This window comes from Mangrovimonas sp. CR14 (assembly GCF_011764015.1).
In the GTDB taxonomy this organism is placed as follows: Bacteria; Bacteroidota; Bacteroidia; order Flavobacteriales; family Flavobacteriaceae; genus Mangrovimonas; species Mangrovimonas futianensis.
The window spans coordinates 175,848-194,614 of sequence record NZ_JAAFZY010000006.1 but is presented as its reverse complement, the minus strand read 5'-3'; the positions used below and the strand labels follow the sequence as shown (position 1 = coordinate 194,614).

Annotated in this window: 19 protein-coding genes; 10 read left to right on the top strand and 9 right to left on the bottom strand. The window is 36.1% G+C overall.

Going from position 1 to position 18,767, the window contains the following annotated elements; translation table 11 throughout:
* Window positions 1-5: 5 nt before the first annotated feature.
* The gene (locus GZ212_RS13365; RefSeq protein WP_166961222.1) at window positions 6-329 is read right to left on the bottom strand and encodes a hypothetical protein; all 324 of its coding nucleotides are present in this window, start codon (window positions 327-329) and stop codon (window positions 6-8) included.
* Between the two features lie 49 nt (window positions 330-378).
* On the opposite strand from GZ212_RS13365, the gene GZ212_RS13360 reads away from it, so the two are divergent.
* The 3 genes from GZ212_RS13360 to GZ212_RS13350 all read left to right on the top strand — a co-directional run bounded on the left by GZ212_RS13360 (window position 379) and on the right by GZ212_RS13350 (window position 3,212).
* Window positions 379-537: a DUF5522 domain-containing protein gene (locus tag GZ212_RS13360; protein WP_232395455.1), complete on the top strand. Its 159-nt coding sequence runs from the start codon at window positions 379-381 to the stop codon at window positions 535-537.
* Between the two features lie 127 nt (window positions 538-664).
* The gene (locus GZ212_RS13355) at window positions 665-2,653 is read left to right on the top strand and encodes a urocanate hydratase (RefSeq protein WP_166961216.1); all 1,989 of its coding nucleotides are present in this window, start codon (window positions 665-667) and stop codon (window positions 2,651-2,653) included.
* 19 nt (window positions 2,654-2,672) lie between these two features.
* Window positions 2,673-3,212 (top strand): DUF4136 domain-containing protein, encoded by a 540-nt coding sequence (locus tag GZ212_RS13350; RefSeq protein ID WP_166961213.1) that lies wholly within the window; start codon window positions 2,673-2,675, stop codon window positions 3,210-3,212.
* A 35-nt stretch (window positions 3,213-3,247) separates the two neighbouring features.
* Here the strand turns inward: GZ212_RS13350 and GZ212_RS13345 are convergent, their stop codons facing one another.
* Window positions 3,248-3,601 carry a hypothetical protein gene (locus GZ212_RS13345; RefSeq protein WP_157492040.1) on the bottom strand — a complete coding sequence of 118 codons (354 nt, stop codon included), beginning with the start codon at window positions 3,599-3,601 and terminating at the stop codon, window positions 3,248-3,250.
* Between the two features lie 363 nt (window positions 3,602-3,964).
* Between GZ212_RS13345 and GZ212_RS13340 the strand changes: the two genes are divergently transcribed.
* Entirely contained in the window at window positions 3,965-5,728 is a 1,764-nt protein-coding gene (locus GZ212_RS13340) for an aromatic amino acid hydroxylase (RefSeq protein ID WP_166961210.1), read from the top strand.
* On the opposite strand, the gene GZ212_RS13335 is transcribed toward GZ212_RS13340, so the two are convergent.
* The 7 genes from GZ212_RS13335 to alaS form a co-directional block, all read right to left on the bottom strand.
* Window positions 5,725-6,474, bottom strand: a complete 750-nt coding sequence (locus tag GZ212_RS13335; protein WP_166961207.1) for an enoyl-CoA hydratase/isomerase family protein — start codon at window positions 6,472-6,474, stop codon at window positions 5,725-5,727. The genes GZ212_RS13340 and GZ212_RS13335 overlap by 4 nt on opposite strands.
* A gap of 110 nt (window positions 6,475-6,584) precedes the next feature.
* Window positions 6,585-7,199 carry a DUF4230 domain-containing protein gene (locus GZ212_RS13330; RefSeq protein ID WP_166961204.1) on the bottom strand — a complete coding sequence of 205 codons (615 nt, stop codon included), beginning with the start codon at window positions 7,197-7,199 and terminating at the stop codon, window positions 6,585-6,587.
* Window positions 7,200-7,335: 136 nt separating this feature from the next.
* Complete coding sequence (locus tag GZ212_RS13325; RefSeq protein ID WP_166961201.1) at window positions 7,336-7,986, bottom strand: response regulator transcription factor; 651 nt, start codon at window positions 7,984-7,986, stop codon at window positions 7,336-7,338.
* Window positions 7,976-9,895 (bottom strand): tetratricopeptide repeat protein, encoded by a 1,920-nt coding sequence (locus tag GZ212_RS13320; RefSeq protein ID WP_166961198.1) that lies wholly within the window; start codon window positions 9,893-9,895, stop codon window positions 7,976-7,978. The genes GZ212_RS13325 and GZ212_RS13320 overlap by 11 nt, the downstream gene beginning before the upstream one ends.
* A gap of 263 nt (window positions 9,896-10,158) precedes the next feature.
* Complete coding sequence (locus GZ212_RS13315) at window positions 10,159-10,680, bottom strand: DUF6252 family protein (RefSeq protein WP_166961195.1); 522 nt, start codon at window positions 10,678-10,680, stop codon at window positions 10,159-10,161.
* Between the two features lie 78 nt (window positions 10,681-10,758).
* The gene (locus tag GZ212_RS13310) at window positions 10,759-11,706 is read right to left on the bottom strand and encodes a GSCFA domain-containing protein (RefSeq protein WP_166961192.1); all 948 of its coding nucleotides are present in this window, start codon (window positions 11,704-11,706) and stop codon (window positions 10,759-10,761) included.
* A 4-nt stretch (window positions 11,707-11,710) separates the two neighbouring features.
* On the bottom strand, window positions 11,711-14,323 hold the full coding sequence (gene alaS, locus GZ212_RS13305) for an alanine--tRNA ligase (RefSeq protein ID WP_166961190.1): 2,613 nt from the start codon (window positions 14,321-14,323) through the stop codon (window positions 11,711-11,713).
* A gap of 130 nt (window positions 14,324-14,453) precedes the next feature.
* Between alaS and GZ212_RS13300 the strand changes: the two genes are divergently transcribed.
* The 6 genes from GZ212_RS13300 to GZ212_RS13275 all read left to right on the top strand — a co-directional run bounded on the left by GZ212_RS13300 (window position 14,454) and on the right by GZ212_RS13275 (window position 18,766).
* Window positions 14,454-15,425, top strand: coding sequence for a M23 family metallopeptidase (locus tag GZ212_RS13300; RefSeq protein ID WP_053970200.1), 972 nt, complete (start codon window positions 14,454-14,456; stop codon window positions 15,423-15,425).
* The gene (locus GZ212_RS13295; RefSeq protein ID WP_166961188.1) at window positions 15,425-15,754 is read left to right on the top strand and encodes a MerR family transcriptional regulator; all 330 of its coding nucleotides are present in this window, start codon (window positions 15,425-15,427) and stop codon (window positions 15,752-15,754) included. The genes GZ212_RS13300 and GZ212_RS13295 overlap by 1 nt, the downstream gene beginning before the upstream one ends.
* 75 nt (window positions 15,755-15,829) lie before the next feature.
* The gene (locus GZ212_RS13290; protein WP_166961186.1) at window positions 15,830-16,429 is read left to right on the top strand and encodes a LemA family protein; all 600 of its coding nucleotides are present in this window, start codon (window positions 15,830-15,832) and stop codon (window positions 16,427-16,429) included.
* Between the two features lie 5 nt (window positions 16,430-16,434).
* Window positions 16,435-16,881, top strand: coding sequence for a TPM domain-containing protein (locus GZ212_RS13285; RefSeq protein WP_166961184.1), 447 nt, complete (start codon window positions 16,435-16,437; stop codon window positions 16,879-16,881).
* Window positions 16,878-17,705, top strand: coding sequence for a YgcG family protein (locus GZ212_RS13280; protein ID WP_166961182.1), 828 nt, complete (start codon window positions 16,878-16,880; stop codon window positions 17,703-17,705). Before GZ212_RS13285 ends, GZ212_RS13280 begins: the two co-directional genes overlap by 4 nt.
* A 275-nt stretch (window positions 17,706-17,980) precedes the next feature.
* Window positions 17,981-18,766: a GLPGLI family protein gene (locus GZ212_RS13275; protein ID WP_166961180.1), complete on the top strand. Its 786-nt coding sequence runs from the start codon at window positions 17,981-17,983 to the stop codon at window positions 18,764-18,766.
* The last annotated feature ends 1 nt before the right edge of the window (window position 18,767 follow it).

Below are 18,767 nucleotides of genomic sequence, written 5' to 3'. Positions count from 1 at the left end.
ACCAACTAAATATATTTTAAAAAGGCCCAAACAGATCTTGATTTTAGATAGTCAGGATCTGTTTCGTTTAAATAAGCTTCTCTTTCAAAGGAAATGTTCCGATAGGCCAATCGTTTATTTCTATACTTGAAGAATCGTATGGTAAATTCCAAAAAATACCACACATAAAAAGGAATAATAAAAAGTTCCAATTGCTGTACTTTGTGAATCCTTTCATGAAGCAACAATACCTTGTCATTTCTTAATTCGGGATATTTTAAAATGATAAAAGGAAAAATAGTCAAACCACTATAGCCTTTTGGTATCAATTTTTTTGAAATGACAATCATATTTTCAGAAAACTAAAATCAATCCAAATTACATTATCTTTGCCACATGATAAAAAAAAGAATTCCTATTGAGGAAGGCGATTATTATTTAACCCCTGAAGGCTACCGATGCTTTACCGAACAATACCATTTAAAAAGAGGTTATTGTTGTGAAAGTGGCTGTAGACATTGCCCATACGGATATAACAAAAAGACAAATTCGCAATAGACTTGGATCGGTTGTTAATGACATATCGCAAAAAAGTTGCCAATACCCACCACCGGGTAGATATTCGTTACCCCTAGTTTTTCTTGAACACTTCACACCAAACAAGTTTAACTAAATTAAAGCAACCATGACATTTAAAGAAGAAATATTACAGGGGATACCTAGTGAATTACCTACCCCAAAACCATTCGACAATCAAATAAACCACGCTCCTAAACGAAAGGAAATTTTATCCCAAGAAGAAAAAACCTTGGCACTTAAAAATGCCCTTAGGTATTTTGAGCCTAAACATCATAAAACATTAATCCCTGAATTTAGGGAAGAGCTAGAAACCTATGGACGAATTTACATGTACAGATTCCGTCCCAATTATAAAATGTATGCTCGCCCTATAGAGGAATACCCGGCAAAAAGCAAGCAGGCTGCAGCCATTATGTTGATGATTCAAAACAACCTAGACTATGCTGTGGCTCAACATCCACATGAATTAATCACCTATGGTGGTAATGGTGCTGTCTTTCAAAATTGGGCCCAATACTTATTAACCATTAAATATTTGGCTCAAATGACCGATGAACAAACATTAGTCATGTATTCTGGCCACCCAATGGGCTTGTTCCCTTCTCACAAAGAGGCTCCAAGGGTTGTAGTTACCAATGGAATGATGATACCTAATTATTCTAAACCGGACGATTGGGAAAAATTCAATGCGTTAGGCGTCACCCAGTACGGACAAATGACAGCTGGGAGTTATATGTACATCGGTCCACAAGGTATTGTTCACGGAACTACAATTACCGTTTTAAACGGATTCAGAAAAATAAACAAAATACCTAATGGTCACCTCTTTGTTACCTCTGGTCTTGGCGGAATGAGCGGTGCTCAACCAAAGGCAGGAAATATTGCAGGTTGCATCACCGTTTGTGCGGAGGTGAACCCTAAAATCACCAAAATTAGACATGAACAAGGATGGATTGATGAAATCATTACGAATTTAGATGATCTAGTTACCAGAGTACGAAAAGCAAAAACAGCTGAAGAAACCATCTCATTGGCCTATCTTGGCAATGTGGTTGATGTTTGGGAAAAATTTGATACTGAAAACATTCAAATAGATTTAGGAAGTGACCAAACGTCCCTTCACAACCCATGGGCTGGAGGATACTATCCAGTGGGATTATCTTTTGAAGAAGCTAATAATATGATGGCAAGCACGCCAGAACTATTCAAAGACAAAGTGCAAGAAAGCCTACGTCGTCATGCTAATGCTATCAATAAACATACAGCCAAAGGCACCTATTTTTTTGATTACGGAAATGCCTTTTTATTGGAAGCTTCCCGAGCCGGAGCAGATGTTATGGCCGAAAATCCAACTATAGGTCGTGAATTTAAGTATCCTAGCTATGTACAAGATATCATGGGACCCATGTGTTTTGACTATGGATTCGGACCATTCAGATGGGTGTGCACTTCAGGAAAACCTGAAGACCTGGAAAAAACAGATGCTTTAGCTTGTCAAGTTTTGGAAGATTTAATGAAGCAAGCACCAGAAGACATCCAACAACAAATGGCAGATAATATTCAATGGATCAAAGGTGCACAGGAAAACAAACTTGTTGTTGGTTCCCAAGCCAGAATTCTTTATGCCGATGCAGAGGGTCGTATGAGAATTGCAAAGGCTTTCAACGATGCCATTGCCAATGGGGAAATAGGCTACGTTGTTTTAGGAAGAGATCATCATGATGTTTCAGGTACAGATTCTCCTTACCGAGAAACAAGCAACATCTATGACGGATCCCGATTTACTGCCGATATGGCCATTCACAATGTTATTGGAGATAGTTTTAGAGGCGCTACCTGGGTGAGTATACACAACGGTGGTGGCGTTGGATGGGGTGAAGTTATAAATGGCGGATTCGGCATGGTTCTTGATGGTACTTTAGACGCAGAAAAGCGCTTAAAATCAATGCTTTTCTGGGATGTCAACAATGGTATTTCAAGACGCAGTTGGGCCAGAAATGATGGTGCGATGACAGCCATTCAAAGAGCCATGGAAAACGAGCCATTACTAAGCGTAACTTTACCAAATTTAGTTGACGAAAATTTGCTAAATTAGAAGGACTAAATCATACGCTATGAAAAACACTTTAAGAACTTTTGGAGTATTACTTTTGTTAATCTCCATATCCTCTTGCACCTCTGTAAGGGTGGCAACGGATTATGACAAAAACGCAAATTTTGACAATTATAAATCATTTGCCTTTTACAAACCAGGTATTGATAAAGCCGAAATAAGCGATTTAGACAAACGAAGGATTCTTCGAGCCATTGAAACCGAGATGTTAGCCAAAGGCTTTACCAAATCTGAAACTCCCGATTTGTTAATAAGCATTTTTACCAAATCTAGAGAGCAAGTGAATGTTTACAACAACGGCTGGGGACCATATGGTTATGGTTGGGGCTGGAGTCCTTATTACTGGAACTCTTACAGTTCTGTATCAACAAGTACCGAAGGAACCTTATATGTTGATCTTATTGATGCCCAAAGAAAAGAATTGGTTTGGCAGGGTGTTGGAAGTGGATACCTGACTCAAAACATGGATAAGAAAATTGAAAGAATTTCTGAATTTGTCCATGAAATCCTAATGCAATATCCTCCTGGACAAAAAAAATAAAGCATAAAAAAAAGCGACTTTAAGTCGCTTTTTTTTTATTTAGGCATATCCATGTAATGATATTTCTTGTATTGTTCTGGTGTTAGGATATCAGTCATTTTAAGATCTAAATTTTCATTAATGACATCCATTCTAGCCTTCTCTAATTTTGGCTCTAGATTAGCTTTTTTTATCTCTCCTGTATTCTTTGCAGCCTCAACAAACACTTCAAGAACCAACTCTTCTTGTTGACCATTTAAATGTAGTTTTTTACTCAATTCTATTGCATCTTGTTTAGCCTGTGCAATTAAATCTTCTGATGCAGCAACTTTTTTATCTTGAGCTACAGTAGTTTGCATTCCAACAAAGAAAAGCAACATAAAACCAAATAAGGAAATGACCTTTTTCATAATATAATAATAGTTAATTAGAATTTTAATTTAAGTGCTAAATATACAAATTAAATTGAATTATTTTTCCTCAGCTATGAAAAATGCCTTTTACAGCATAGCTTTTCACTTTATCCAATAAAAACGTATCCAATATTCAATATCTCCCATTTTTTGATCTCCTTTATTAGTTCATCTAACAAATTATAAAACTCTTTAAAATTATTTTTCCTCAAAGAAAATCCGAATAGTAATTACGTCCTTGACTTATAAATAGTTAAATAGGCAAGATGAATTGCAAAACAAAGGAAGATTGGTTATTTTCCTTTATACCAACAAAAAAAATGAATATTTTGTAACTTTACCCAGATACTTTTAAGAATTATGGAATTACAATCAATAGAATCCAATAACATTTTAGATAGGCTTCCAAAGCACTTAAAACAATTCATCAAACCACAGAACTATGATGATTACACCCCAATTAATCAAGCTGTTTGGAGATATGTGATGAGAAAGAATGTGGACTATTTGAGTAAAGTAGCTCACAAATCATATGTTGACGGATTAAAACAAACTGGCATTTCTATTGATGACATTCCCAATATGTATGGAATGAACCGCATTCTTAAAGAAATTGGTTGGGCAGCCGTAGCAGTAGATGGATTTATTCCTCCGAATGCGTTTATGGAATTTCAGGCCTATAATGTGCTGGTAATTGCCAGTGACATAAGGCAATTGGAACATATTGAATACACACCAGCACCAGACATCATCCATGAAGGAGCAGGACATGCCCCTATAATTGCAAATCCTGAATATGCCGAATATTTAAGACGATTTGGAGAAATAGGTTGTAAAGCCATTTCTTCTGCCAAAGATTATGAACTTTATGAGGCTGTAAGATACCTTTCCATATTAAAAGAAGCTCCTGGAAGTAAAGAAGAGGACATTCAAAAAGCTGAAGCCGATGTTGAATACCTTCAGGAAAACATGGGTAAACCAAGTGAAATGGCTTTAATAAGAAACCTACATTGGTGGACCGTTGAGTACGGATTGATAGGTACTTTGGATAATCCAAAAATTTATGGCGCTGGATTACTTTCTTCAATAGGCGAAAGTACTTGGTGTATGACAGACCAAGTAAAAAAACTTCCGTATTCTATTAAAGCCGCAGACCAAAGTTTTGACATTACGAAACCCCAACCCCAATTGTTTGTGACCCCCAATTTTGCCCATTTAAGTTTGGTTTTAGAAGAATTTGCAAATACCATGGCACTTCGAACTGGAGGTTTATCGGGAGTCAATAAACTTATTGAATCAGAAGCTCTAGGGTCTATTGAACTAAGCACTGGTCTTCAAATTTCTGGCGTTTTTTCAAATGTAATTTCTCACAAAGACAAACCTATTTATATTCAAACCACAGGAAAAACAGCTCTCTCCTACAGAGAAAAACAACTTGTTGGACATGGCACAAATCATCATAATGGAGGCTTTGGTTCTCCTATAGGAAAACTTAAAGGCATCAATATATCTATCGAGGATATGAGCCCTAGAGATCTAACGGCCTATAACATTTTTGAAGGCGAGCGTGTTACATTAGAATTTGAAGGCGGCGTCAAAGTCACTGGAAATATCATTACTGGAAAGAGAAACTTACAGGGTAAAATTATTTTAATCAGCTTTGAAAACTGTACCGTATCGTACAAAGAAGAGATTCTTTTCCAACCAGAATGGGGCATTTACGATATGGCTGTTGGCAAGAAGGTTGTTTCAGCATTTTCGGGACCAGCAGATTTTAATAGTTTTGATTTATTGACTCACAAGTCATCTACAGAAACGATTAAGATTAAAAAAACTCCTAAAGAGAAAGAACTAGAAGTACTTTATCAACAGGTTAGAGATTACAGAGAGGGCAATACCCAAACTATTTCCAGACACAAAGTTTTAGAGCAGTTAATTGAAAACCATCCAGAAGATTGGTTGCTTCCAATAGAGTTATATGAATTGGCATTCCAATCCAGCAAACAGGAACTCTGCGAAGCTATTTTAAAGCATTTGGAAGGTATCAAATCCAACAGACCTCAGGTTGGTCATCTTATTGATGACGGATTGGACATTATTGAAAAATCTGGAGTGTTGAATTAAAATTTATTCAGGAAGTTTTTTGTCGTTTCACTAAGAACCAATTCACCACTGGTTTTAGCCCGTTCAATCAGTAGGTTGTCCCAGTGTTCTGTCCCAGACCACAAAGCCCGTTTCATGGATGCCATGGCATCTGTATGGTAACTAGACAAGCTTTTAGCAAGTTTTTCCAGTGTATGGTCCATATCCTTTACATCTTCAAAACATTCAGAATACAAACCCTTCCCTAGACACCACTCTGCCGAATAGAAATTTTTGCAATCCATGCTTAATTGGGATAAGGCTCCAACGCCTATTTTCCGCTCAATTGCAGGAGCTATAACGAAAGGTCCTATCCCTATGCTCAATTCGCTTAATTTGATCGAGGCGTGCTGGGTAGCCACACAGTAATCTGCGGCCGCTAAAATACCAACACCTCCACCTACTGCCTTTCCTTGGGCTCTTACCAAAATAAACTTGGAACATCGCCTCATAGCATTAATCACATTGGCAAATCCAGAAAAGAAAGCCAATCCCTCCTCCGGTGTTTGAATCTGTTTGATCTCATCAAAACTAGCCCCGGCACAAAACGTTCTATCACCACCACTTTTTAAAACAATTACCTTGACACCAGGATCCTTGTCTGCATCCAAAATGGCATTCTGTAATTTTTTCAATAAATCACTGGGGAGTGAATTATGGGATGGATGGTAAAACTCAATGGTACCAACATGCTCCGAAACAGAAAAATTAACGTATGGATTGGACATAATGTTTTAATATTTTAAAGCCGAATATACAGTTTTTAATGATTTTTAAAAATGATAATCATGAGGTTTTTCGCGGAGATAAACCAAAACATAAAATATTCTAGTTTGATTTAAAATGGCAAAAATTCAAGTTCTTCTATTTCATTAATAGATGAGCCGTTATATTCCAAAGTCCATCCCAAACTATTGGTAAGAATATAAAATTTGGAGAGCTCGCTTATCAATCTATTTTCGGCGTTTTTCTTTAAATCGGAAGCTTCAATTTTCTTCATCAAGGAAACTTTCACCTTATTTTTAATCTGGTTATAGTCCTTGGCCTCAAACTGATTAAGAAAATCTGCTTGCACATCGTAATATTCAAAATCTGGATTGACCTTTATTTCTTCCTTTGGTATGCTCAGTATTCTCAATGTTTTGGTTGATTCATCCAATTCATATTCAATTTGACTCAAATCATAAGCAATTGTAACATCGGCATTGACGACGACCAATGCCTTCTTTTCTGCGCTGATCAAATCGCCAAAAAGCGCCTTTGAATTTTTATAGGTAAACACATCACTGAAGTGACCCTCGGTAACCACCAGCTTACCAACATTCTTAATTTGTTCCAAAATAAGATCGGAGTTTTCCTGTAGTATAATCTGATCTTCCTTTTTGTTTTCGCATTGCCTAAAAACAAAAATAATTGCCAAGGCAATAACAACTCCCAATATGATTTTTCGCATAGCCCTAAAATACAAAAAGCATTGGTTGCTTCGACAACAAAGCCTAACCAATGCTTTTACCCCTTTGATAAATTAATAGCTGTGTAAAAATAAGTATGAAATAGAATATTTATATTACTGAAAGGTTAATTAATAATTAAATCAACTTGTTGTTTTTAGCCTTCTGAACTGCCTCCAATTTGTTATGAACCTGTAACTTCTTGTAAATATTTTCAATATGCTTTCTAACGGTTCCTGAAGAAATCAATAGATTATCTGATATTTGGATATAACTTAATCCTTTACTCAATTGTTCTAAAACATCTATCTCCCTTTTGGTTAAAGTGATTTCCTCTTGACAATTGCCATCCTCCAGTTCCATGGGCTCCCTAAGAAGCTTAAGGGTCTTTAGAGCTATGGAAGGATTCATTGCTGCTCCTCCATTCATGGTATCTAGAATACCATCATGTAAATCCTGAGCATTAATATCTTTCAACAAATAGCCGTCTGCCCCAGCTTTTATTGCCTTGAAAATATGTTCGTCATTATCAAAAACGGTAAGCATAATAATCTTAATCTGCGGGTATTTCTTTTTCACATGGGCGGTAGCTTCAATACCGTTTAACTGTGGCATTTCAATATCCATTAAAATCAAATCGACGAGATGGTCTTTCTCAAGTTTCTCCAACAAATCTTCACCTTGTATTGCAGTATACTTACAAAGTAAATCTTCAAAAAAAGACAATTTTTCTTTTACCGTCTTTATCAGAAAGGAATTATCATCTACAACAACAATTTTAACTGGCATTGCTTAAACTATTATGAGGTGGTAAACTTAAAGTAATTTGAGTGCCAACTCCTGGTTTAGAATCAATCTGGCAATAAGCTCCAATGTCTCCTGAACGCTTTTCTAGGTTATGCAGCCCATTTCCCCGGTTTACATCATCAATGGAAAAACCTTGACCGTTATCCTTTATGGTGACCAGATAGTTTTTAGGCTTATCAATTTCTATTATGATTTCAGAAGCATTGGCATGCTTTAAAGCATTATGAATACTTTCCTGAACCATTCGATAAACAGCAATACCTTTTATCGAGTCGAACACATCCGTTTTATCAACCGTTGGAGCAAGTCCTAAATGAAATTGAACGCCTTGGGTAGCCTTTTTAGCTTTTTCCAAATAATTGATAATACGTGACTGAAGGTCTTCAATGGTTATATACTCCTTATTCATTGCCCAAATGGTATCTCGCAATTCAAAGATCGTATCTGAAGCAAAATGCCCAATTTCGTCCAATTTATCTTTAAGACGACCATCTTGGATATTATAGGCATACTTTAAATTATCTAAAGATGAAATGATGAAGGTCAATTGTGCTCCTATATTATCATGAAGATCTCTTGAAATGCGCAACCGTTGTTCTTGTAACTTGTTTTGCGTTTCAATTTTTAAAAGAGCACTTTTAAGTTCGCTTTCTTTAGCCAACTGAATATTTTTAAGCTTTTGTTGGTTGTACATAAAAAAGCCAATTACCCCTAATAAAACGGCTGCAGCAATGGCTCCGTAAATCTGATAGTTTTTGTTTTGAATGGTAAGCTTTTGCTCAGCTAGTTCAGCCCTATGAACTAGTATTTGCTTCTCTTTCTTTTCGGTGTCATATTTCACTTCCAAATTGGCAAACTCTTTAGCATTTTCCTTAGAAAAAAGGGAATCCTTTAAAACCACATATTCTTTAGTTAGCTGTCTGGCCTGATCCAAATCCTGAAGCATGAAATAACTTTCAGCTGTATTTAAATATAACTCTCCATTAGCAATGCTTTCAGCAGGGTATTTATCTATGAGATCAAAAGCCTGTTTGGAATATTTCAAAGCTTCCTTAGGTTGATTTTTGTAATTGAAAAGAGAAACTAAATTCACTAAAATTGAAATATTTTCTCTTTCGTCAAACTCATAATTCTCAGGCTTATTTAATGCCTTAAAGTACAAATCTATGGCTTTGCTATAGTCTCCAAGTTCTTGATAAGCATTAGCCAAGTTGTCTAATATTTGATAATAGCCAATTTTATTGTTGCTTTTGTCGGCAAGCTTAAGACCTTTTTCAAGAACCATAACCGCTTCATGAAACCTACCCAAGGTTTTTAGATTTATCCCTATGTTGTTTAATGATGCTACTTGTTCTTTTTCTAAATTGTATTTCTCCCTAATTTCCAAGGCTTTTTGGTGATACTCTAGTGATTTTTCAGGCAAATTCATGTCTTGATAAATCAATCCGATATTATTAAGTGGCGCAGCTGTACCTCTTTCACTCCCTTGATTTTCATACATTTTCAAAGCCTGAAAAAAGTAATTTAACGCTTGCTTATAATGACTTTGGTTCCAATGGAACATCCCTAAGTTATTCAAACACATGACCTCAATGTTTTTGAATTGATGATCTCGGCTCAATTTCAAAGCCTTTTCAAAATAATATCTAGCCGAGTCAGCTTTCCCTGTAATATCCATATAGATTCCATGGGTATTGGTAAGTTCTATCAAGCCAAACATAAATTGGCTTTGCTTAGCGAGATGCTCACCTTCTTCAATCATATCTAATGCTTTTTTAGCATCGTTAAAGAGATAAGAAGAAGCAATTCTGTTTAAGGCTCTAATTTTTACCGAATCATTTTTCATTTCCTTTGTGGCTGCATAAAGACTATCCAGGTTTTGTGAAATCAAAGAAAAACTTAAGGAAAAAAAACAACAGAAAAGAAGGGGAATCTTTGTCATGGTAATATAAAAAAAGACATCAATGGAGATCTTACGATCCTTCTACTGATGTCTTTCTTATTAAATTGATTAATAGCTTCCTAAATATAGTTAAAAATATCAATTCCTAGTAATTTAATCGACAAACTACTCATTCTAAAAGATTAAGGGTTTTGCACTTATTTTTACTTTTTAAATTTTGCTAAACAAACCCCTTTGACATCATTAATTAACTACATTTTATTTAAATTGAAAGAACCATCCGTTACTTCTCTAGTTGATCCATCATTCGGGTTTTTGGCTGTAAATTGAAAAGTCCCCTTTATGGTAGCATCCGTTTCTTCTGAAATATTAATTTCCCCAACCACCCCAGATGCATCAAAAGGAGCACTCCAAGTTTGACTTTGGGCAGGATTCTGGGTGTTGGGCTCAATATAAGAAGCGAGAATAAAGACACTTTCATCAGTTATATCATAGGTACCTACTCCATCATAATAATTAATTTGAATATTGATTGCTTGAGATGAGGAGTTTCCCTGCATTACCAGAACCGTATTACCTCCCCCTGATTGTACAGTAGCAAAAGAGGTTATCTCCAAAGAAGTAAAACTCTCTCCATTAATTTTTGCTGTAATGGTTCCTGATGCCGCTTGAGTATCACCCGGATCACCGCCATCGTCGTCCTTTTTACAAGAAGTGAGCGTTACGAAACCCAATGCCATAAATAGCATAAGTGTCAATTTAAATGTTTTCATTTCAATAAGTTTTGATTAATAGTTCAGCAAAAATGCAACCTACTGAAATTAAATTCAATACGACAAATGTCGTATTTATTAAAAATGTATAGACGGAATTTCTTTCTGTAGTTCTAACTTTTCTCTCTCCAATTGACTAAGAAAAGTTTTGTGAGATTCTGATTCAGGATTAAACGGTTTGTGTTGCAAGCCTTTTTGAATTTTATCCACGCGTTTCATGATGGGTTCGGTTGATTCCGAAAACCATACCTTTTGAAACAAATTCCAGATGTAGTCGATAGCCATATTATTGGGATGAACCAAATCCTCTGCATAACAACGGTAATCCCTTAAATCGTCCATCATAATTTCATATGCGGGGAAATAGAATAAATCCAAATCATCAATTATTTGGTGAATAGCTGCCAAAAGATGCGCTTTGCTTCTTGTGTTTTCAACAAAACCATCCTTAATATGTCTGATAGGAGAAACTGTAAAAATGATCTTTACAGTTGGGTTAAGCTGTCTTAACAATGAAGTTATTTTCATTAAACTTGAAACTATCTCCTCTATAGACAAAAGCTTCTTTTTAAATTCCTTTTGAGGTACTTTATGGCAATTAGCCACAACTTTTTCAGAAGCTTGATGTTCATATACCCATGCTGTTCCTAAAGTGATGACTACATGGGTAGCCTCCTTTACAGTTTTGAGTGTATTCTGCTGGGATTGATTTAAATTTTGGAGTAAGTCTTCCAGATCAAGAGCATTCATCTGTGAGTGGGCCTCAAATGATTTCCAAACGCCATCCATCTCAAAAACATCCTCAGACTTGTATGGAATGTCGTCAACAACCCTTTGAACAAACCTCTCAATGGCTAGCGGGTGAAAAAAAATTCCAATCGGGTTGTGTACCGACTGGAATTTAAAATAGTTCAATTTTGAACCTATATTTTCTACAAAACAAGAACCGATTAAAAAAAGCTTGGAATCGTAATCAATGAGACCTTCCTTTTCTTTGTTTAAAGTTATTTCGGTTCTAAATTTCAATGTATCAATTTAAATAAGTCTTGGCGTGATCCAATGCCTCTTTGATCCCCGCCGGGTTTTTACCTCCTGCTGTAGCAAAAAATGGCTGTCCGCCACCGCCTCCTTGAATGTACTTTCCTAGCTCCCTGACAATAGTTCCTGCATTCAAACCTTTATCTGCTACCAACTCTTTAGAAATATAGCATGACAACATCGCTTTTCCATTTTGCTCGGTACCAAATAACAGGAAAAGATTGTCCATTTGTCCGCCTAATTCAAAACTCAAATCCTTAATTCCGGCTGCATCCAAATCCACTTGTTTGGCTAAGAACTGTACTCCATTCACTTCGGTGATTTCCTGTTGCAAGTCTCCTTTCAAGTTTTTGGCCTTTTCTTTCAACAAGTTTTCTATTTCTTTCTTAAGCGCATTGTTTTCTTCTTGAAGTTCTTGAACCACAGTCACAGGATCTTTAGGACTTTTTAACAACTCCTTTAGTGATTGATAGTCTCTATCTATTTCAATAAAATAATCCCCAACCTCAGCATTTGTAATAGCTTCAACCCTTCTAATCCCTGATGCTACAGCGCTTTCAGAAACAATCTTAAAGTACCAAATTTTACCCGTTTCTTGCACATGGGTTCCCCCACAAAGTTCTATTGAATTCCCGAATCTTATGGTACGTACACTATCGCCATATTTCTCTCCAAATAAAGCCATGGCTCCCTCATTAATAGCCTCTTGAATAGGAATATTACGTTGTTCTTGTAATGGAATATTTTCTCTGATTCGAGCATTAACGAAATCTTCTATTTGCTGTAATTGATCCTTCTCTACCTTTGAAAAGTGTGAAAAATCAAAACGCAAACCTTTTGCTTTCACCAAAGACCCTTTTTGCTCCACATGAGTCCCAAGAATACTTCTCAAAGCTTGATGTAATAAATGTGTCGCTGTATGATTAGAGGCCGTTAAGTTCCTTGCTTCCTCGTTAACCACAGCTTTAAAAGTTTCTTCTATATTCTTTGGTAAGTTCTTTACAAAATGAATAATGACATTGTTTTCCTTTTTTGTATCTCTGACATAAACCACATCACCATTAGAACTTTCTATATGCCCTCTATCTCCTATTTGTCCACCACCTTCTGGATAGAAAGGTGTCAGGTTGAAAACCAATTGATATTGCTCTCCATCTTTCTTTGTAGTCACTTTTCGGTAACGAGTAATGCGAACATCTACCTGTAATCGGTCATAACCTACAAATTCTTCCACATCATCGTCTTTCAAAATGACCCAGTCTGAAGTTTCTGAAGCAGAAGCTTGTCTAGATCGGTCCTTTTGTTTTTGCATCTCTGCTTGAAAAGCCTCTACATCTACTTGATATCCTTTTTCACGAGCAATTAATTGTGTTAAATCCAAAGGAAATCCATAGGTGTCGTACAATTCGAAAGCTTTTTTACCAGAAATTGTTTTTTCCTTTGAAGTTTCAATAACTCCCGCCAATAATAACAATCCTTGATCCAACGTTCTCAAAAAGGATTGCTCCTCTTCTCGTATGACATTTTCTATTAATACACGCTGCTTTCTGATTTCAGGAAAGGCCTCCCCCATTTGATTTGAAAGCGTTTCTATTAGCTTATAAATAAATGGTTCTTTTTGATCTAAAAAGGTGAAGCTATATCGAATGGCTCTTCTAAGAATTCTTCTTATGACATATCCAGCTCCAGTATTACTTGGCAATTGTCCGTCTGCAATAGAAAAAGCAACAGCTCTCACATGATCTGCTATAACCCGAACTGCTACATCAATTTTTTCATCCTTGCCATAATTTACTCTAGAAATAGTTTCTATCTCTCTTATTATCGGAGTAAAAACATCAGTATCATAGTTACTTTGTTTTCCCTGTAACACCATACATAAGCGCTCAAATCCCATCCCGGTATCAATATGCCTATTTGGTAAATTTTCCAAAGAGCCATTGGCTTTTCGGTTGTACTGCATGAATACCAAATTCCAAATTTCTACCACTTGTGGGTGGTCTTGATTCACCAATTCTCTTCCAGATTTTTGAGCCTTTTCTTCCGCAGAACGAATATCTACATGAATCTCACTACAAGGACCACAAGGACCTTGATCTCCCATTTCCCAAAAATTGTCTTTCTTATTTCCTAACAGGATTCTGTCTTCAGGTATGATAGCCTTCCACAAATCATAGGCTTCTTGATCCATAGGGATGCCTTCAGCTTCATTTCCTTCAAAAACAGTGACGTAAAGAATCTCTTTATCTATCTTGTAAACTTCGGTTAATAATTCCCAAGCCCAAGCAATAGCCTCTTTTTTAAAATAATCTCCAAAACTCCAATTTCCCAACATCTCAAAAAGCGTATGATGGTAAGTGTCATACCCTACTTCTTCCAGATCGTTGTGTTTTCCTGAAACTCTAAGACATTTCTGGGAATCGGCAATTCGGCTACTTTTGGGTTCTGTATTGCCTAAAAAGTATTCCTTAAAAGGAGCCATTCCCGAATTGACAAACATTAAGGTAGGATCATCCTTTAAAACCATCGGAGCCGATGGCACAATTAGGTGACTTTTATTCTCAAAAAAGTTTAAAAAAGTAGAGCGAATCTCTTGCGATTTCATAGAGTTGGAAATTCTCGTTGCTGTTAAAATTATATTAATTGCGAAACAATTTTTATCTTTGTTCGTTTCGCTTTAAAATCAATCTATTTAAATGATTTTTACTAATTGCAAAAATAGCATAATTTAAGTAATGAGTAAGGTAAAATATTATTACGATCCAGAAACCCTTTCATACCGAAAAATAGAGCGCAAAAAAAGAAGGACCTTTAAGTATATTTCTGTTTTTTTATTGGCCTCTGCCCTCTTTGGTTTTTTGTCAGTATTCATTTCAAGCCAGTATATCGAATCTCCTAAGGAGCGTGCTCTAAAACGTGAATTATCAAATCTTCAATTGCAATACCAGTTAATCAACAAAAAGATGAATGAGGCCGAAGCCGTTTTATCAAGTATTGAAGATCGAGACAACAACATATACCGCTTATATTTTGAGGCCAATCCTATTCCAGAAGAACAGCGTAGAGCTGGTTTTGGGGGTATCAATCGCTATAAAGACCTAGAAGGATTTAACAACTCCAAATTGATCATTGAAACCAACAAGCGTTTGGACATCCTTCAAAAACAGATTGTGGTTCAGTCCAAATCTCTTGATGAAATAGCCAAATTGGCTGAAGAAAAAGAAAAATTACTAGCAGCCATTCCTGCCATTCAACCTGTAAGAAATGAAGATTTACGCCGAATGGCTTCTGGTTATGGCGTGCGTTCTGACCCTTTTACAAAGGCAAGAAAAATGCACTGGGGCATGGACTTTTCAGCTCCTAGGGGAACGCCTATTTATGCCACAGGAGACGGTGTTGTAACACGTGCTGACAATAGAGCTACAGGTTATGGGAATCACATAGAGATTGATCATGGTTATGGCTATGTGACCATCTATGGGCACCTTTACAAATACAACGTCAAGAAAAATCAAAAAGTGAAACGCGGTGATTTGATAGGTTTTGTAGGAAGTACCGGTAGATCTGAAGCACCACACCTCCATTATGAAGTCCATAAAGACGGCGAACGCATCAACCCCATCAATTTCTACTACGGAAGTTTAACTGCCGAGGAGTTTGATGAATTACTGCAACATGCGAGTATGGAAAATCAATCTCTTGACTGATGCACATCAATTTGCCCGAAAAACGATATTACACAATTGGCGAAGTGGCCAAGGCTTTTGAAGTCAATACCTCATTGATTCGTTTTTGGGAAAAAGAATTTGATGTTTTAAAACCTAAAAAAAACGCCAAAGGAAACCGAAAATTCACACCAGAAGACATAAAAAACCTTCAGTTCATTTATCATTTGGTAAAAGAACGTGGGTTTACGCTTGATGGCGCCAAAACACATCTCAAAGAGGAAAAGAAAAAATCCCTTAGTAATTTTGAAATAATTAGTAAATTAGAAAGTATTAAATCTCAGCTCATTAAAATTAAAGAACAGCTGTAACAATTTTCTAAATCAAGCTACAAATTATTTGTATTAATCATCATAACATTTTAAAACTTTAAACACGTCACTATTATGAAAAAATGGCTTATACCCTTAATTATTATCCTTGTTGTAGGATTTGGAGTTTATAGGTGGGCAGTAGGATTTAACAATACCGCTGTAGAATTAAACGAAAACGTAAGCGAAGCTTGGGGTAATGTTCAAACCTCCTACCAAAGAAGAAATGATTTGATTGGCAATTTAGTAAACACCGTAAAAGGAGCTGCTGATTTTGAACGCACTACTTTAACAGAAGTGATTGAAGCCCGTTCTAAAGCAACGCAAACTACTATTGATCCTTCTAATATCACACCAGAACAATTAAAACAATTCAACGAGGCTCAAGGTGGCTTGAGCAGTGCTTTGTCCAGGTTATTGGTAACCGTAGAAAAGTATCCAGATCTTAAGGCCAATCAAAATTTCTTAAAGCTTCAAGACGAATTGACCAGTACGGAAAATACGATTCAAACTGCGAGAACACGTTATAACGAGGCTATAAAACCTTATAACAACCATGTTAAGAAGTTTCCAAACTCCATTTTAGCAGGCATCTTCAATTTTGAAGGTAAGCCCTATTTTGATGCTGAAGCAGGAGCTGAAAAGCCGGTAGAAGTTGATTTCCAATTTGATTAAACATTATGTCCAACATTGAAGACTTTTTAACTTCTGAAGAAGAGCAGGAAATTATTGAAGCCATTAGGATTGCAGAAAAAAATACTTCTGGTGAGATAAGGGTTCACATTGAAAGAGAAGCCAAAAAAGACACCTTTGAAAGAGCCTTGGAGGTTTTTCATTTATTAAAAATGGATAACACCAAACAGCAAAATGGCGTACTTATTTATGTCGCAGTTGATGACCACTCGTTTGTCATTTATGGAGATAAAGGCATTAATGAGGTAGTAGAACATGATTTTTGGGAGACCACCAAAAATGCCATCCAAGCTCAATTTAAACAAGGACATTTTAAACAAGGACTTATTGATGGTATCCTCAAAGCTGGAAAGGAACTGGAATCCTTTTTCCCTTGGGATGCCAATGATATAAACGAATTACCAGACGATATTTCAAAAGGTTCCATTTCATGATAATAAACAAACAAGGCAATAAACTATGGGGTTTCAAACATCTCTGGACCTTATTGTCGCTATTACTTTTAACCTCAGTAACTCAAGCACAATTTGATATTCCGCCTGTTCCTAAGGAGCAGACCAGTGTTTACGACTATATTAACTTGTTGAATAGCTCTCAAAAAAGCAATCTTGAAAACAAGTTGATAAAATACTCTGACACTACTTCAACGCAAATTGTAGTAGCCATCATTGAGAGCACAAAAGGCGAAAACATTGGTTTACTAGCACCAAAATGGGCTCACGAATGGGGAGTTGGTCAGGCCAAGGAAGATAACGGCGTGTTTGTTTTACTATCGTATCAGGATCGAAAAATATGGATCTCTCCAGGTTATGGCGTTGAACATAAATTAACAGCAGGTATTACTGGAGAACTCATAAGAAACATCATTATCCCAGAGTTTAAAAAAGGGGACTACTATGGAGGTTTAGATAAAGGAACCGATGCTATTTTTAAAGTATTGGAGGGTACTTATAAAGGAACTCGCAAATCCTCGCAATCCAATGAGTTCCCTATAGGCCCCATCATTATTCTCATCTTTTTCCTTATTGTCTTTATCATTGCCCTATCAAAAAATAAACGGGGCGGGGGTGGCTCTGGAGGAAGACGCTCTAGCGGCTTTGATATTTGGGACGCCATTATATTGAGCAATATGGGAAGAGGTGGTTACGGCAGATCCTCTGGCGGCTTTGGTGGCGGAGGAAGCTTCGGAGGTGGCGGCTTTGGCGGTGGCTTTGGAGGCGGCGGCTTTAGCGGCGGTGGTGCTGGAGGAAGTTGGTAAATCTTTCTTTGTAACTTACAAAGAAAAGGGGCGTTTCAATTTGAGACGCCCTTTTTTGATTTTAAATTTTAAAAACGTTGGCTAATCTCTCCGAAAATCACAAGTATAGCCTGTTCAACAGTTAAAACTCTTTCTAAATCTTTAAATTTCTAAAGCAAAGACCATTATACTAAGTCTAAATAGCTATGAATTCATATTAAATTTAAGAAGACATCTCTTTTATTGAAAGAATATTGTAAATTAACATCTCCCTCAATATCATCATATTACCTCTTATGAAAATCACTTTATTTTTTATTTTATTTTCAGTTAGTCTTTATTCACAAAACCTTAAGGATCAATTTCAGTATAAAGCCACCTATAAACTTACATATAGTCTAGATTCTACATCCGTAAATAATCCTAAAATGGAAATTATGGTTCTATTGATTGGCGAAAATACTTCTGTTTTTTCCAGTCGTTCTAAAGCAATAGGCAATCAACCAGTAGTGTTTAGTAATTCTGGGCATACTTCAAAAACGGCGGTTACAGATTTTCAATATTTTATAATAAAGGACTATAAAAAGGATGTATTATACTTCACCCGTCAAATTAAAGAAGACTTTTTTTATTACGAACAACCTAAAAACCAATTTAATTGGAAACTAACTGGAGAAACGAAAATCATCAATGAATATAATGCTCAAAAAGCTACAGTAAAATTTTCGGGTAGAAATTATATTGTTTGGTTCACCACAGAAATACCTATTATGGATGGTCCCTATAAATTTAATGGTTTACCAGGCTTAATTATTGAATTGTATGACATACAAAAACACTATCATTTTGAATTACTAGGTTTTGAGAAGCTGAAAACTAACACAGCCTTCAAAACAAATTTAAAGCATTACATTCTAACAGATAGAGAAACATTTAAGGAAACTGAACTTCGTTATAGGCGCGACCCTTTTAGTTATTCTAAAAATCCTAATATTACCATAACCCCAGAGGTTCATAAAAAATATATCGAATCTTTTGCCAAGTTGTTGGAAAAGGAAAATAATCCTCTAGAATTGGAATAAT